Consider the following 14,562-nt stretch of genomic DNA (forward strand, 5'->3'; position numbering starts at 1 on the left):
GTTTTTTAAGCGGATATGACCTGGGTTTTCAGGTTACGATTCGCGCGCGATGGCCTGGTGGCAGAGTGGTCATGCAGCGGCCTGCAAAGCCGTGTACGCCGGTTCGATTCCGACCCAGGCCTCCATTGCGCAAAACGAATCAACCCGCCGTCAGGCGGGTTTTTTTATGGCTCGGGGTGCCCCCTCGGCCAAGGGATGTGCGTGCTAGGATGCCCATCCCTCTGCATCCGGCCCGGATGGCGAAACTGGTAGACGCAAGGGACTTAAAATCCCTCAGCCGCAAGGCTATGCGGGTTCGATCCCCGCTCCGGGCACCACTTTTCAGGATGCCGGACGCATCCGGGAGAAGTCATGAGCATCGTGAGATTTCTGGGGCCGTACGACCAGCGCGTCGCGGCCGAGCTTCCCGAGGGTTACGTCGTGGGTACCTGTACGGGTGATTGCGTCTTCACCCATGGCACCGGACTCGACGGCGTGGACAGGCGAGTCGGTGAGCAGCAATGGTCAGACGGCCGCAGCGTCATGACCGTGCTGGTCGAGGATTTTGATCTCGACGGCGCAGGCCTCAGAAACTGGTCCACTGGCGTGGAATAAGCGGAACGGCGGGCTTCTTCAAAGGTTGTAAGGAAACGTCTTCCGAGTTCGTAGGATGGCGTGGATGAAGCGTCGCGCAAGCCTCGCGAGCGCTTGCATAAAGCGATATCGCGGCCTATGTTCGCGGAATCAACCCAAGGAGGGTGTCTGGTGATCAAGGTAGTCTTGATTGACGACCACGAGCTGGTGCGCACGGGATTCAGGATGATCCTGCAGCAACAGCCTGATATTCAAATCTGTGGTGAAGCGGGGAGCGCAGAGGAGGGCTTGCGACTCATCCGTGGGAAGGCGCCCAATATCGCGCTGGTCGATGTGCACATGCCCGGCATGAGCGGCATCGAGCTGACCGAGCGCGTGTCGCGGTCCAAGTTGCCGACGCACATCATCATCGTCACGGTAGTCGACGATGCCCGCTTTCCCAAGCGCCTGCTCGACGCCGGTGCGCTGGGCTATCTCACCAAGGGATGTACCGCGGAAGAATTGCTTGATGCCGTGCGGCAGGTGGCCTTTGGTCGCCGTTATCTCGCGCCGGCCGTGGCGCAGCAGCTGGCGCTCGCTACGCTCGACGGCGAAGGCTCGCCGTTCGATGCGCTGTCCAGCCGCGAGCTCGAGGTGGCGATGATGCTGGTGCGCGGCAAGGCGCTCACCACCATCGGCGAGCAGCTCAATTTGAGCCCCAAGACTGTTTCCACCTACAAGCAGCGTTTGATGGAAAAGCTGCAGGTGGATCATGTGATCAGCCTGGCCCATCTGATGACCATCCACGGCTTGCTCGACACCCATAACAACCAGGTCGGCAACTGAGTCATCCCGAGTTGATGGAGGCATAAAAAAGCCGGACTGATGTCCGGCTTTTTTTATGCCTGGAGGTCGACGGCGTCAGCCGTGCGACGCATCCTTCTTGAGCGTGTCCTCAGCGGATTCTTCGCTGGCTGACGCGTCATCGGACGACGGCGCAGCAAGGCCCGCATGGGCAAGCAGGTCGCCCTGTGCCGGAGTTACGGGCGCCACCGAATCGGTGACTGCAGGTTCTTCCGGCTGGACATTCACTGCTTCGACCGTCGGCGCCTGCACGTGTTCGGCATGCGGGGCGATGTCCAGGTGCGAGTGGAAGTCGATGGTCGTGCTTGCGACCACGGCTTCGGCATGCGCTGCTTCGACGACGACGGCATTCACTTCCGGAGCGTGCGTGACGGTGGCCGTGACATCCGCCGTCAGCGATGCCGGCGCTTCCTGCTCGACGACAGCGATGGCCTCGTGGGCGGTGACCGATTCCAGATGGGGAGCCGGCTCCGCAGCCGCTTCCACCTTGATCTCGCTGTCCGCTTCGCTCACTTCGACCGACTTTTCGGGAATCGGGGGAAGGGCGGGCAGGTTGAACGATGCCGGTGCCACTGCACTCATCACCTGCTCCGATGCAGGTTCGATCGGTGCGACAACACCAGATTGCGCGATGGGCTCCGGCGCATGCGTTGCAGTGACCTGCTCAACTGCGGCGACGGCCACAAGACTGGCAGCGACCACGCCACCAGCCACGGGTACAGCTGCAGCGACGGGCGCGACTGCATCCTCGCTGCGGTCCTCATCGTCCAGATCGAAATGCTCATCGCCTTCCGCCGATTCCGGCGCGCCGGCCTGGGCGGTTTCGTCATGACGACGGCGACGGCGTCCACCGCGGCGACCACGGCGACGACGCGACTGGCTGCCCTCGGTCGCGGCCGAAGCAGCGCCTTCGGCGGCGGCGATCACTTCCGCACCGGTCTGGGCGAGCGTCGCGGTATCCGGCAACGCCTCCTTGCCAACGTCGACGTCGGCCGGCGCGATGGCGGCAAGACGCTCGACGGGTTCAGCGACGGCGGGAGCCGGCGACGACGACTGGGCAGGCGCCTGCTGCGAAGGACGCGGCTGGCGCTGCTGCTGTTCCTGGCGTTGCTGCTTGCGCTCGTTCTGAGCCTGCGCGGCTTCCGCCTTGGGCTGCTGCGCCTGCTTCTGTTCCTGGCGTCCGCCCTGCTGCTGCGGCTGGCGCTGTTGCGACTGCTGTTCATTGCCGCGCTGGCGATTGCCCTTGCCCTGCTGCTGGCCCTTCTGGCCCTGCTGCGGCTGCTGTTCGCGACGCTGCTGCTGTTGCTGGCGGCCACCCTGTTGCTGCGGCTGGCGGTTGCGCTCATCGCGACGGTTGCCGCGCGGGTTCGACGGCGCTGCTTCGGCCTTGACCACCGGGGCCGGCGCGGCGGGAGCTGCGCTGCCGCGGAACCAGCCGAGCAGGCGGGAAATCACGCCACCGCTCGGAGCCGGGGTTGCAGCCGTAGGCTGGCGTGCCGGCAGCGCCTGCGGAGCGGGCGCGGCCGCGGTTTCTTCGCGAAGCGGGGCAGGGGTGGCCGGAACGATGCCGCTGACGGCAGGCTGTTCGCCGCTACCCAGGGTCTGGCCCATCTTCGGGATCGGCGAGGCTTCCACCGCCGTGAGACGCTCGTAGCTGGGCTTGCTGTGCTCGCCCATGTCGGCTTCGCGGATGCGCTGGATCTCGATGTGCGGCGTCTCGAGCTTGTCGTCGGCCACGATCACCACGTGCACCTTGTTGCGCAGCTCGATCTCGACGACGCTGGCGCGCTTCTCGTTGAGCATGAAGTTGGCCACGCTCGGCGGGGCCTGCACCAGCACCTGGCCGGTGTTGTCCTTCATGGCGTGCTCTTCGATCAGGCGCAGGGTCGACAGCGCCAGCGACTCCACGCCGCGGACGTGGCCATGGCCTTCGCAGCGCGGGCAGACGTTCTGGGTCGCTTCGCCGAGGCTCGGGCGCAGGCGCTGGCGGGACATCTCCAGCAGGCCAAAGCGCGAGATGCGGCCGATCTGCACGCGGGCGCGGTCCAGCTTCAGGGCGTCCTTGAGACGCTCCTCCACTTCGCGCTGGTGCTTGGGGCTGTCCATGTCGATGAAGTCGATCACGATCAGGCCGCCGGCATCGCGGATGCGCAGCTGGCGGGCGATCTCGACGGCGGCCTCGAGGTTGGTGTTGAACGCCGTTTCCTCGATGTCGCTGCCCTTGGTGGCCTTCGACGAGTTGATGTCGATGGCGGTGAGGGCTTCGGTCTGATCGATCACGATCGAGCCGCCGGACGGCAGGCGCACCTGGCGATCAAACGCGCTCTCGATCTGCGTCTCAATCTGGTAGCGCGAGAACAGCGGGGTGTCGTCGCGGTACAGCTTGAGCTTGCGCATGGCCGTGGGCATGACCTGCTGCACGAACTCGCGGGCGTCGTTGTACAGCGACTCCTCGTCGATGAGGATCTCGCCGATGTCGTTGCGCAGGTAGTCGCGCAGGGCGCGAATGAACAGCTTCGATTCCTGGTAGATCAGGAACGGGGCCTTCTGGGAGCCGGCGGCGGTGGAGATCGATCGCCACAACTGAAGCAGGTAATCGAGGTCCCACTGCAACTCTTCGGCGTCGCGGCCGAGGCCGGCGGTGCGCACGATCAGGCCGACGTCGTCGGGCACGGTGAGGTGGTCCAGCGCTTCCTTCAGCGCCTGGCGGTCTTCGCCCTCGATGCGACGCGAAACACCACCCGCTTTCGGGTTGTTTGGCATCAGCACCATGTAGCGGCCGGCGAGGCTGATGAAGGTGGTCAGCGCTGCGCCCTTGTTGCCGCGCTCCTCCTTCTCCACCTGCACGACCACTTCGTGACCTTCCTTGATGAGGTCGCGAATGTTGGCCTTGTTGGGGTCCAGGCCCGGCGTGAAGTACTCGCGGGCGACTTCCTTCAGCGGGAGAAAGCCGTGGCGTTCCGCACCGTAGTCGACGAAACAGGCTTCGAGGGAGGGTTCGACGCGAGTGATGCGGCCTTTGTAGATGTTGGCCTTTTTCTGTTCTCGGGACGGGATTTCGATATCAAGATCGTAAAGGGTCTGGCCATCGACGATGGCCACACGCAACTCTTCACGCTGAGTTGCGTTGATCAGCATACGTTTCATTGTAGTTTTTCCTCTGCTTGCCGCGCGTCGCGTGCCGCGGTGGCGCCGTGTTTCGGCGGCCTGCCGGGGATCGCGCCGCTGCGGTTAAGCGGCAACATGACGGCATCGTTTCCGGTGCCGGGATGATTCGTGGCAATGCACCCGCCGCCCCGGAACCCATTGGGAACCGGACAACGACCACCCGAACCGTTACGATGAAAGGGAGCAGCGACCGGCTGCCGAAGAAGGCGACCGGCGCTATCCTCGCCGACGTCACGGGGCGGGCGTCCCGACTCCACTCCGAACATCGGTTGGGCGGGACGTAGCGCCGGCCGAGTATCCTATTTCGTCAGGTTTTTTTCAATGCAGACGGCAACTTCCCCCGACGCACCTCACGGTGTGCGTCAAGTCGAGATTGGCCCCGAGCGAGACGGGCAGCGCATCGACAATGCGCTCATGACCCTGCTCAAGGGGGTCCCCAAGAGCATGATCTACCGGATCCTGCGCACCGGGCAGGTGCGCGTGAACGGCAAGCGAGCGAAGCCGGACACGCGTCTCGCGGCCGGTGACATGCTGCGTATTCCGCCGGTGCGCGTCGCAGAGAAGGCCGCGACAGCGGGTCCGTCGGCGGGCCTCGTCTCAGCCATCACTGAGTCGATTATTTTCGAGGACAAGCATTTCCTCGCGATCGACAAGCCCGCCGGTATTGCCGCCCATGGCGGTAGCGGTGTCAGCCATGGTGCGATCGAGCTGTTGCGGGCGGCCAGGCCGAACGAACACATCGAGCTGGTCCATCGCCTCGACCGCGATACCAGCGGCGTGCTGGTGTTCGCCAAGACCCGCGCCGGGCTGACCGGCCTGCAGGCGGCGATTCGCGAAGGCACGGTGACCAAGCAGTACCTCTGCCTGATGGTCGGTCACCCGTCCAAGGCCAAGTTCAGCGTCAACGCGCCCCTGTTGAAGTCGGTGCTTCAGGGCGGAGAGCGCATGGTACGAGTGTCCGATAACGGCAAGCCGTCGCTCACTTTTTTCCAGGAAATGGAGCAGTACCCGGCGGCCCGCCTGATGCAGGCGACCCTGGGCACCGGCCGCACCCACCAGATCCGCGTCCACGCCGCCCATATCGATCACCCGCTGGCGGGCGATCCGAAGTACGGCGACAAGGAAATGAACAAGAAATTCAGGGACCTGGGGCTGCAGCGGATGTTCCTGCACGCGTCCCACATGAGTTTCGAGCTGGACGGGCGGTCGTACAGCTTCTCGGCGCCTCTCCCGGATGACCTGAAGGAATTCCTGGATGTGCTTGCCGTGAAAGGAAAAAGGATACGCCGGCTGCAGGAACACCTACAGGAAAAAGCGCGCACTGACCTCAAGTGAGCGCAACAGGTGGCCGGTGAGGCCGCTTTCGACCAGCAGAGCCGAGGTGGCGTGGGCGATCGCGATCGGTATCAGGCGTGGTGAGCGCAGGAAGCACCACGCCCACCACAGCTCGGCCAGCATGCATAGCTGCATCAGCGAGCCATTGGGCGTATGGAGCAGGCCAAACAGGCCTGCGGTGATCAGGATGACGAAAGGTGTCGGCAGGCCCGTGAGGCGGAGCCGACCCATCACGATGGCCAGCATCGCCCATTGCTGAAGCAGTGCCCAGCCGAAATACGCGGCAACGTGTCGGGGGTCGAGATGGATCAGGCCGTGCCCGTCGGCCAGCATCAGCACGAAAGCGACGGGCAAAGGCACCAGAGGCCATAGCCAGTCCTGCCAGCTTCGACCCAACCATGACCAGGTAACAGGGCGGCGCCGCCACTCGCTGGCCGCACTGAACACGATGGCAGCGAGAAAGGCGATGACGCCTGGAATCGAGACGTGCGGCCCCCAGCGTAGACCGGCGATCAGCCAGAGCGGGCCGGCGGCAATGGCGGCGGCTTCCACCCATGGGCGGACCACGCCCGGCTTCTGGCGCCAGCTCAGCACCATCAGCCATGCCAGGTAGAGACCGCACGCCGCCCAATCCCACCAGGCCGGAGTCGGGGCATCACGGTGGATGGAGAGCGATTCGCCGAAGGGCAACACCAGGGCGGCGGGGCGGTGTGCACGAACGAAATCGCGCAACGACATCATGGCTTCCGCAGACGATCCTGCGGGCAGGCGCACCAGTGGCGCTGCCCGTTCGGGAAGGGGAAGAGTGCTCTGCTGCAGCGGAAATCGGATGTCACCTGCATTCGCGCCGACGGTGGCGGGCAGGGCGAGCGGCCTCGGCGTGACCAGCGCGACCTCGCTCAGCGCCAGTGCCGCGTTCGCCGGAACCTGCAGGCGGAGGCGAAGCATATAGGCCACCACGTCGGGCGCATCGCAGGCCGAACCGGTGATCGTGTGCCATGGGATCTTGCTGAGGTCGACCGACAGCGCGGTCTCGCCGGGCGTGATACGTGCGGCATCCGCTGCCAGGCAGGCGGGGCTGGATTCACTCGCCTGGTAACTAAGTGACAGGGAACCCGCGGCACTGCTCTGGAGCTGCAGCTGCAACAGCGGCCAGTGCGTCGTATCGACCGGGCCGTCCAGTGGCAAGCCCAACTCGAACGGCGTGCCGTCGTGGCTGGTGATCCGCAGCGCATGGGGGCCACGCGTGACCGTGGCGGCGCCGAAGACGCGGTGGGCGACCAGGTCCGTCGGGGCGCGCGGATGCCATTGCCACAAGGGATGGCCATCGCGCAGGGCGGTCAGTTCCTGCTGCGCGTCCTGCACCAGCCGCGCACGCGTTATCCAGGAGGACAGCAACGCCATCAGCCACAACAGGGCAACTACCGCCAGCGCGAACCCGGCGGCGTTGGCCATGCGGCGGGTGGCGCTGGTGGCGCTCAATGTTCGAGCAACGCCTCGACGCGTGCGGCGCAAATGAAATCGTTGAGCGACAGGCCGCCCACGTCATGGGTCGACCACAGCACCTGGCAGTGGCCGTAGCCGGCTTCCAGATCGGGGTGGTGGTCTTCCTGGTTGGCCATGAAGCCGATCGCATTGATGAAACCCAGCGTGTGATGGAAATCGCGGAACTTGAAGTCCTTGATGATGGCCTTACCGTCCGGAGTGGCCTGCCAGCCGGGCAGCGTGGCAAGCAGCTCGTTGACCTGGGCCGTGTCCAGCACGTGTTCCTTGCCCTTGCGCGGCGTGCAGTGCTGGCTGGCGAGTGGTCTTTGGCTCATGGCAGTCGGGTCCGTTTCAGAGGAAAGATGCGAAGCGTCGAAGCTCGGTGGTCAAAAGTCAAAACCGGCATCGATTTCAAAATAGGACTAAAATGGTGCTGTATTTCCGGCCAAGCCGGAGTTTCAGCTGGAGTGGACATGATCGAGATTTCCGAACGCGCGCAGAAGCACTTCCTGCGGTTGCTCTCCCAGCAGGGTATCGACGGGTTGGGCATCCGCCTGCGCGTGACCGCGCCGGGTACGCCGGCAGCCAATTGCGAGCTGGAGTTTGCCGAACCCGAGGAGCTCACCGGGCAGGAATGGACCATCGTCTGCGATGGTTTCGATTTCCATGTGGAAGGGGATAGCGCCCCCTGGCTGGAAGGCGCCAGCATCGATTTCGAGCCGAACGCCACCGGCGGCCAGTTGAATATCCGCGCGCCGCGCATCAAGGGTGAGATACCAGGCGAGAACGCCGGTCTGATCGAACGCGTGCGTTTCGTGCTCGAGGCCGAGATCAACCCAAGGATCGCCTCTCATGGCGGCCGAGTGAGCCTGCTGGAGGTCGATGCCGACGGCGTGGTGGTGCTGCAGTTCGGCGGCGGCTGCCACGGTTGCGCCTCGGTGGATGTCACGCTCAAGCATGGCGTGGAGAAGACCTTGCGCGAGCGCGTGCCGGAAATCACCGCGGTGCGCGACGCCACCGACCACAGCGGCGGCAGCAATCCTTACTACAAGAAGGAAGGCCGTTCGGCGATGGGCTGACCGGCCCTCGCCAGAGGCACCAAGAAAAAGGCCCGCTCGAAGCGGGCCTTTTTGCTGTCTGTTGCGTAGCGCTTACTTGTCGCCCTGGATGTGGCCCTTCACCGTGTCCAGCTTGGTCGGCAGGCTGGAGAAGTAGGCGGCGACATCTTCGATGTCCTGCTCGGAGAGGGTCGCGACGAAGCCCTTCATGATGGCGTTGTCGCGCTGGCCGCTCTTGTACTCGTGCAGGGCCTGCTGGATGTACATGTTGTACTGGCCGGCCAGGCGCGGGTACTGCGGATCGACCGCGTTGCCGTCGGCACCGTGGCAGGCGAAGCAGGTGGCAGCCTTCTGCTTGCCGTTCTCGATGCTGCCGGCGGCGAAGATCTGGGTGGAGGCGAACGCCAGGACGGCGCCGAATGAAAGCAGGGTCAGTGCACGTTTCATGCGGATCAGTGTCCTTGGCTTACTTGGCGAGGCTGGAGAGGTAGGCGGCAATGTCTTCGATGTCCTTGTCGGACAGACTCTGCGCCTGAGCCATCATCGTCGGATGCTTGCGGTCGCCGCTCTTGTAGCCATGCAGCGCGTTGACGATGTACTGCTCGTTCTGGCCCGCGATGCGCGGCACCGGATAGTTCGGATACGCGTTGGCGTAGCCCGGCACGCCATGGCAGCCGTTGCAGGTGTAGATCAACTTGCGTCCGGCAGCCTTGTCACCCTCGGCATGCACGCTGGCAGTGGCGAAGATAGCTGCGGCCACGGTCAGGCCAAGCAGTTGCAGTCGAGTCATCAGAAGCGTCCCCACGATTCCGGCTGGTACATGGTGAAAAGTCTCGGAAGTATAGTCGTTGCCTTCACGATGGGACAACATGTCGCAAACCACTGATTCTTATCAGCGCGTAGCGACATGCTCTATCAAGGAGGGGCAAGGGCCTCCGTTCGACGTCCATCAACCCAAGGGAATCAGGCATGACGAGCAGGTCGGCAGTGCACTCGGGCGGTCGCAGGTGGAAGCGGACGGTGACGCGGCTCCTGGCCGTGGCGGGCGTCTGGTGCGCGACAGCCGCCATGGCCGCGACACCCTCGGCGGACTACCGCATCGTCGGCTACGTGGTGGACAACGCGCCCTTGCCGCACATCAGCGCCGACAAGCTCGATGTCATCAACTACGCCTTCGCCAAGCTGGATGCCAAGGGCGACGTGGTGTTCCCGAGCCCGGTGGCGGATCAGACGCTGGCCTCCTTCGTCGCGCTGCGCAAGGTCAATCCGCAGCTCAAGGTGATCGTGTCCATCGGCGGTTGGGGCGCGGATTACTTCTCCGAGGCCGCGCTTACCGACGCCTCGCGCCAGCACATGGCCGACGGTGTTGTAGCGTTGATCGAGAAGCACGATGTCGATGGCGTGGATCTCGACTGGGAGTACCCCACGCTGCCGGGACCGGGCATCAGCCATCGGCCGGAAGACAAGCGCGATTTCAGCCTGCTGCTGGAGACGCTGCGTTCTCGCCTGGACCAGCTCGGCGCGAAGCATGGAGGTCGCCACTACCTGCTGACCATCGCCGCTGCCGACAGCGAATTCGTCGCGGGTATCGAGCTGGAGCGCGCTTCGCGTTCGCTCGACTGGTTCAACCTGATGACCTACGACTTCCACACCAGCCTGACCCCGACCACCGGCCATCACGCGGGCCTGCATCTTTCCACCATTGCGCCGGCCGACGATCGCGCGGGCGACAAGGCGGTGGCACAGTTCCTTGCCGCAGGTGTGCCCGCGAAGAAACTCAACTTCGGCGTGGCGTTCTACGGGCGCGCCTTTACCGGCGTCGATCCGGCGCATGACGGCCTGCAGCAGAAGTATGCCAATTTCGCAGGTGCTCCTTCATGGCGCGAACTGGTAGCCAGCTATATCGACAGGAGCGGTTACGTGCGGCACTGGGATGCGCAGGCGCAGGCGCCGTATCTGTGGAATGCGGCTACGCACACGTTCGTGAGTTACGAAGACCCCGAGTCGATCCGCGCCAAGATGGCCTTCGTGAAGGCGAAGGGGCTGGGGGGCGCCATGTACTGGGAGCAAAGCCTCGATCGCAACGAGGAACTGCTGGACGTGATGGACCAATCCTTGCGCACGCACTGATCCCGTCGCCGCCATTCCGGCCGACACAGGAATGGCGAAGGCGGCTTGCCACCAGGCGTTAGAACAGGCTCTTGAAGATATGGATGCCGGCGGTGTACTCGCCGATGATGGTGCCGAGGCTCACCAGGAAGAAGTTGAGCAAGGTGCGCGCCACGCGGTTGCGCCACCAGCCGCGCCATTGACCGATGTCGTCGCGTAGCGTGTCGAAATCGGCCACGCGCGGACGGCGTATCCAGGCTTCGGTCATGGCGCTGATACCGCCGGACGGTATGCCGGGGCGGAACGGCTTGATCGGCCCGGCCACGAAGGCAGCCAACGCGCTGAGCGGATGCGCGCCGGCGATGATCGCGCCCAGCAGCGAAAAGCCGCCGGTATAGAGGACCCAGTCGCGCAGGGCGGCCGCACCCAGTGAGGCATTGCGATGGAAGGCGAAGCCGATCGCGGCGAACACGGCCAGCACCAGGCCAATGGCCACCCATTTCGGCCAGCTGGCCTTCGGCGGCGCGGCGGCGAGCGTTGCAGCTTCGACGGACGGGTTGCTCTGCTGCGTGCGTAACTGCTCGCACAGGCCCTTCAAATGTCCCGCGCCGATGACCACCAGTACCCGGCGACCTTCGCCGAACGCGGATTGCGCAGCCTGCTCGCGCAAACGGGCGGCCATGTAGCTGTCGCGTTCGGCGATCAGGCTGCGATACAGCGGCGCCGACTGCGTGGCGAACTCGCTGAAGGCGCTCTCCAGCATGTCGCCCTGCTTGAGCTTCTCGATTTCGGTTTCCGCGATGTCCTGGCGTTCGAACACGCTGGCGATCAGGCCGCCCATCAGTCCGAAGCGCTGCCAGAAACCAACGCTGTGCCAGGCGCGGCGCAGCGTGATGCCCACTTCACGGTCGACCAGCCACACCGGCACGCCACGCTGTTCGGCGCCGTCCATACCGGCCTTCATCTCGGCGCCGGGCTGGATGCCGTACTGCTCGGCAAGACGCTTCTGGAACGAGGACAGCACGAGGCTGGCGGCCACCATGCCGGCCTTGCCCTGGCGGATCACCTGGAACAGATCCATCTGCTTGAACGCATCGGGATCGCGCATGCCCTGGGCGCGGCTGTCGCACAGCTCCACCGCCACGGCATCGAAATGCTCGTGCGCCAGCAGGGCTTCCACTGCTTCCACGCTGGTGCGCGACACGTGGGCCGTACCCAGCACGACGTATTCCACGCCGTCGCGGGTGACGCGCTCGATGGGCTGGTCGCGCAGCACGGGAGGCAGGGAATCGGCGATGTCGGTCTGGCTCATGCTTGGCGTCGTTGTGGCAGGGTCAGACCCTGCATGGGGATGCGCCGGACGCGGCACAAGCCGCGCCCGGGTTGGCGTTCATCAGTCGCGGAAGCGCTTGAGCAGGTCGCCATAGGCGTCGATGCGGCGATCGCGCAGGAACGGCCAGATGCGACGCACATGCTCGCTGCGGGCCATATCGACGTCGACGACGAGCAGTTCGCGCTGATCGGTGCCCGCCTGCGCCAGGAATTCGCCCTGTGGGCCGGCCACGAAGCTGGTGCCCCAGAACTGGATGCCATTGCCCACGCCGGCCTTGTCGGCCTCGTAGCCCGTGCGATTGCAGGACAGCAGCGGCAGGCCGTTGGCGACGGCGTGGCCGCGCTGCACGGTGACCCATGCTTCGCGCTGGCGATCCTTCTCGGCCTGATCGTCCTTCGGGTCCCAGCCGATGGCGGTGGGGTACAGCAGCAGGTCGGCGCCGGCCAGCGCCATCAGGCGCGCGGCTTCGGGATACCACTGGTCCCAGCACACCAGCACGCCCAGGCGGCCCACCGAGGTGTCGATTGGGTCGAAATCCAGGTCGCCCGGGGTGAAGTAAAACTTTTCGTAGAACGCCGGATCGTCCGGGATGTGCATCTTGCGGTACTTGCCCGCGATCACGGCCGAACGGTCGAACACCACCGCGGTGTTGTGATACAGGCCGGTGGCGCGCTTTTCGAAGATCGAGGCGACCACCACGAGCTTGAGTTCATGCGCCAGGCGGCCAATGCGCTCGGTGCTCGGGCCCGGAATGGTCTCGGCCAGGTCGAATTCGTCCACCGACTCGTGCTGGCAGAAGTACGGGCCGTTGTGCAGTTCCTGCAGCAGCACCAGTTCCACACCCTTGGCCGCGGCTTCACGCAGGCCGGCTTCGATGGCGTCGAGATTGGCGTCGCGGCTGCCGCGGTCGGTTTCCTGCAGCAGGGCGACTTTGAGGGTCTTGCGGGTCATCGGCGTCTTCTCGCGAGCGGCTGCTGGTGAAGGCTGGCCGCCAAGTCTAATGGATACGGTGCCCCGGCCCGTTTCAAGGCGGGAGGCCGGTTCAGCTATATAGGGTGCCGCGTGCCGGTTTCCAGGTGTGGCGCGGCTCAGACGATCCCGGCGGGCAACTGCATGGTGATGCAATGCAGGCTGCCGTTCTGCCAGATCAGCGGGCGGCAGGGCACCTGCACGACCTCGCGGCCCGGATGGGCCTCGGCAATGATGCGGGCGGCCTCATCGTCGGCCGTGTCGCCATAGGCCGGCACCAGCACAGCGCCGTTGACGATCAGGTAGTTCGCGTAGGACGCGGCGAGGCGGCGGCCCTCGTCGAGGATCGGCTTGGCCCAAGGCAGGGGATAAAGCTGGTAGGGGCGGCCGTCGGGCGTGCGCAGCGCGGCGAGTTCTTCGCCCATGCGGCGCAGTTCGTCGAAGTGCGGGTCATCCTGGTCGTCGCAGGCCTGGTACACGATGCGGTCGCCCGGCGCGAAGCGGGCCAGCGTATCGATGTGCGCGTCGGTATCGTCGCCTTCGAGATAGCCGTAATCCAGCCACAGCACGCGCCGGGCATGCAGGCTGTCGCTCAGGATCGCGCTCATTTCCTCGCGCGACTGCTCGGGGTGGCGCTGGGTGAGGCAGCGCCAGGTGGTGAGCACGGTGCCCACGCCGTCGCTTTCGATGCCGCCGCCTTCCAGCGCCCAGTCGACGCGCTTGTGCGCGGCCTTGCCGAACACGCCTTCACCGACCAGGCCGGCGATCAGGGCATCGTCCTGCTCCGCGCCGAACTTGCCGCCCCAACCGGTGAAGCGGAAATCGGTGAGCTGGAACCGGTCGTCGTCGGTCTTCAGCGTGATCGGGCCGGAGTCGCGCAACCAGGTGTCGTCGTAAGGCAGCTCGACGAAGCGGACCTTGGACAGGTCCACGCCTTCGCCGGTCAGCAGGGCCTGCACGCGCAGGCGCAGCTCGTTGCCGGCGACCACGATGATCAGCGGCTGGAAGCGCGTGACGGCCGCGGCCAGCGCCACATAGGTCGTTTCCACGTCGGCCAGGCGGTCGGCCCAATCGGTATCGGCGTGCGGCCAGGCGATCAATACGGCCGATTGCGGCTCCCATTCCGCCGGTAGGCGCAGGCTGTGGTCAGTCATCGTGAGCGAGTCTCTTGCAAGGGAATGGCAGCGCTAGCGGGGCGGCAGGCTGCGAGAGGCGCGCATTGTAAACGATGCCGTGTGGAGGGGACGGAAACGAAAAACGCGGCCCGTGTCGCCACGGGCCGCGCTGCAGGAGATGTGTATCGATGGCTTAGTTGACCGACGCGGGATTGGTGTTGTTGCCCGCTGGCGTATTGAGCACGGCGTGGATCACGTGGCTCTTTTCGAAGTACACGATGAAGTTGGAGTAGTCCCAGCGGTTGATCGTCGGGTGCTGGGCGCTGTCGCCGCCGCGCGGGGTGAGCTTGCGCTGCGGGGCGCCGTATTTCTTTTCGACCTGGTCCATGCTCATGCCGCGCGTGGGCAGGTCCATGCCCTGTTCCTGCTGCACGCGGTTGACCAGCAGGTTGTCGGCCCGTGCGGGTGCGCTCGAAGCGGCCGCAGCCAACAGCACGACCATGGACAGACTGATACCGAACTTGTTGATGCCGTACATGTTCACGGGTCCCCTCTCCGCGCTTGGCGTTGCCGC

Annotated in this window: 14 protein-coding genes and 2 tRNA genes; 7 read left to right on the plus strand and 9 right to left on the minus strand. The window is 65.1% G+C overall.

Features of this window, described 5'->3' with window-relative positions; all coding sequences use genetic code 11:
- Nucleotides 1–51: 51 nt before the first annotated feature.
- The 4 genes from EPB08_RS08860 (at nucleotide 52) to EPB08_RS08875 (ending at nucleotide 1,398) form a co-directional block, all read left to right on the plus strand.
- Nucleotides 52–125, plus strand: a tRNA-Cys gene (locus EPB08_RS08860).
- A gap of 105 nt (nucleotides 126–230) precedes the next feature.
- Nucleotides 231–317 (plus strand) — tRNA-Leu (locus EPB08_RS08865).
- A gap of 34 nt (nucleotides 318–351) precedes the next feature.
- On the plus strand, nucleotides 352–594 hold the full coding sequence (locus tag EPB08_RS08870) for a hypothetical protein (protein ID WP_130618733.1): 243 nt from the start codon (nucleotides 352–354) through the stop codon (nucleotides 592–594).
- Nucleotides 595–744: 150 nt separating this feature from the next.
- Nucleotides 745–1,398: a response regulator gene (locus EPB08_RS08875; protein WP_130618995.1), complete on the plus strand. Its 654-nt coding sequence runs from the start codon at nucleotides 745–747 to the stop codon at nucleotides 1,396–1,398.
- A gap of 75 nt (nucleotides 1,399–1,473) precedes the next feature.
- On the opposite strand, the gene rne is transcribed toward EPB08_RS08875, so the two are convergent.
- Complete coding sequence (rne, locus tag EPB08_RS08880; protein WP_130618734.1) at nucleotides 1,474–4,563, minus strand: ribonuclease E; 3,090 nt, start codon at nucleotides 4,561–4,563, stop codon at nucleotides 1,474–1,476.
- Nucleotides 4,564–4,905: 342 nt separating this feature from the next.
- Here rne and EPB08_RS08885 point away from each other — a divergent pair, with 342 nt between their 5' ends.
- The gene (locus tag EPB08_RS08885; protein WP_130618735.1) at nucleotides 4,906–5,919 is read left to right on the plus strand and encodes an RluA family pseudouridine synthase; all 1,014 of its coding nucleotides are present in this window, start codon (nucleotides 4,906–4,908) and stop codon (nucleotides 5,917–5,919) included.
- Here EPB08_RS08885 and EPB08_RS08890 read toward each other — a convergent pair.
- On the minus strand, nucleotides 5,887–7,401 hold the full coding sequence (locus EPB08_RS08890; protein ID WP_130618736.1) for a CPBP family glutamic-type intramembrane protease: 1,515 nt from the start codon (nucleotides 7,399–7,401) through the stop codon (nucleotides 5,887–5,889). The two genes, EPB08_RS08885 and EPB08_RS08890, sit on opposite strands and share 33 nt — an antisense overlap.
- Entirely contained in the window at nucleotides 7,398–7,739 is a 342-nt protein-coding gene (locus EPB08_RS08895; RefSeq protein WP_130618737.1) for a 4a-hydroxytetrahydrobiopterin dehydratase, read from the minus strand. The genes EPB08_RS08890 and EPB08_RS08895 overlap by 4 nt, the downstream gene beginning before the upstream one ends.
- A 138-nt stretch (nucleotides 7,740–7,877) precedes the next feature.
- On the opposite strand from EPB08_RS08895, the gene EPB08_RS08900 reads away from it, so the two are divergent.
- On the plus strand, nucleotides 7,878–8,483 hold the full coding sequence (locus EPB08_RS08900) for an NfuA family Fe-S biogenesis protein (RefSeq protein WP_130618738.1): 606 nt from the start codon (nucleotides 7,878–7,880) through the stop codon (nucleotides 8,481–8,483).
- A gap of 72 nt (nucleotides 8,484–8,555) precedes the next feature.
- Here EPB08_RS08900 and EPB08_RS08905 read toward each other — a convergent pair whose 3' ends face one another.
- Both EPB08_RS08905 and EPB08_RS08910 read right to left on the minus strand, forming a co-directional pair.
- Nucleotides 8,556–8,909, minus strand: a complete 354-nt coding sequence (locus EPB08_RS08905; protein WP_038617254.1) for a c-type cytochrome — start codon at nucleotides 8,907–8,909, stop codon at nucleotides 8,556–8,558.
- 19 nt (nucleotides 8,910–8,928) lie between these two features.
- The gene (locus EPB08_RS08910) at nucleotides 8,929–9,252 is read right to left on the minus strand and encodes a c-type cytochrome (RefSeq protein WP_130618739.1); all 324 of its coding nucleotides are present in this window, start codon (nucleotides 9,250–9,252) and stop codon (nucleotides 8,929–8,931) included.
- Between the two features lie 230 nt (nucleotides 9,253–9,482).
- Between EPB08_RS08910 and EPB08_RS08915 the strand changes: the two genes are divergently transcribed.
- Nucleotides 9,483–10,592: a glycoside hydrolase family 18 protein gene (locus EPB08_RS08915; RefSeq protein WP_165418452.1), complete on the plus strand. Its 1,110-nt coding sequence runs from the start codon at nucleotides 9,483–9,485 to the stop codon at nucleotides 10,590–10,592.
- A 58-nt stretch (nucleotides 10,593–10,650) separates the two neighbouring features.
- Here the strand turns inward: EPB08_RS08915 and EPB08_RS08920 are convergent, their stop codons facing one another.
- The 4 genes from EPB08_RS08920 to EPB08_RS08935 form a co-directional block, all read right to left on the minus strand.
- A complete protein-coding gene (locus EPB08_RS08920; protein ID WP_130618741.1) occupies nucleotides 10,651–11,883 on the minus strand; it encodes a TraB/GumN family protein in 1,233 nt (410 codons plus the stop codon).
- 81 nt (nucleotides 11,884–11,964) lie between these two features.
- The gene (locus EPB08_RS08925; protein ID WP_130618742.1) at nucleotides 11,965–12,855 is read right to left on the minus strand and encodes a carbon-nitrogen hydrolase; all 891 of its coding nucleotides are present in this window, start codon (nucleotides 12,853–12,855) and stop codon (nucleotides 11,965–11,967) included.
- A gap of 137 nt (nucleotides 12,856–12,992) precedes the next feature.
- A complete protein-coding gene (locus EPB08_RS08930) occupies nucleotides 12,993–14,027 on the minus strand; it encodes an agmatine deiminase family protein (RefSeq protein ID WP_130618743.1) in 1,035 nt (344 codons plus the stop codon).
- Between the two features lie 154 nt (nucleotides 14,028–14,181).
- Nucleotides 14,182–14,526: a hypothetical protein gene (locus EPB08_RS08935; RefSeq protein ID WP_205746330.1), complete on the minus strand. Its 345-nt coding sequence runs from the start codon at nucleotides 14,524–14,526 to the stop codon at nucleotides 14,182–14,184.
- Nucleotides 14,527–14,562 lie beyond the last annotated feature (36 nt).

It is taken from the genome of Dyella amyloliquefaciens (assembly GCF_004296575.1).
Classification (GTDB): domain Bacteria; phylum Pseudomonadota; class Gammaproteobacteria; order Xanthomonadales; family Rhodanobacteraceae; genus Dyella; species Dyella amyloliquefaciens.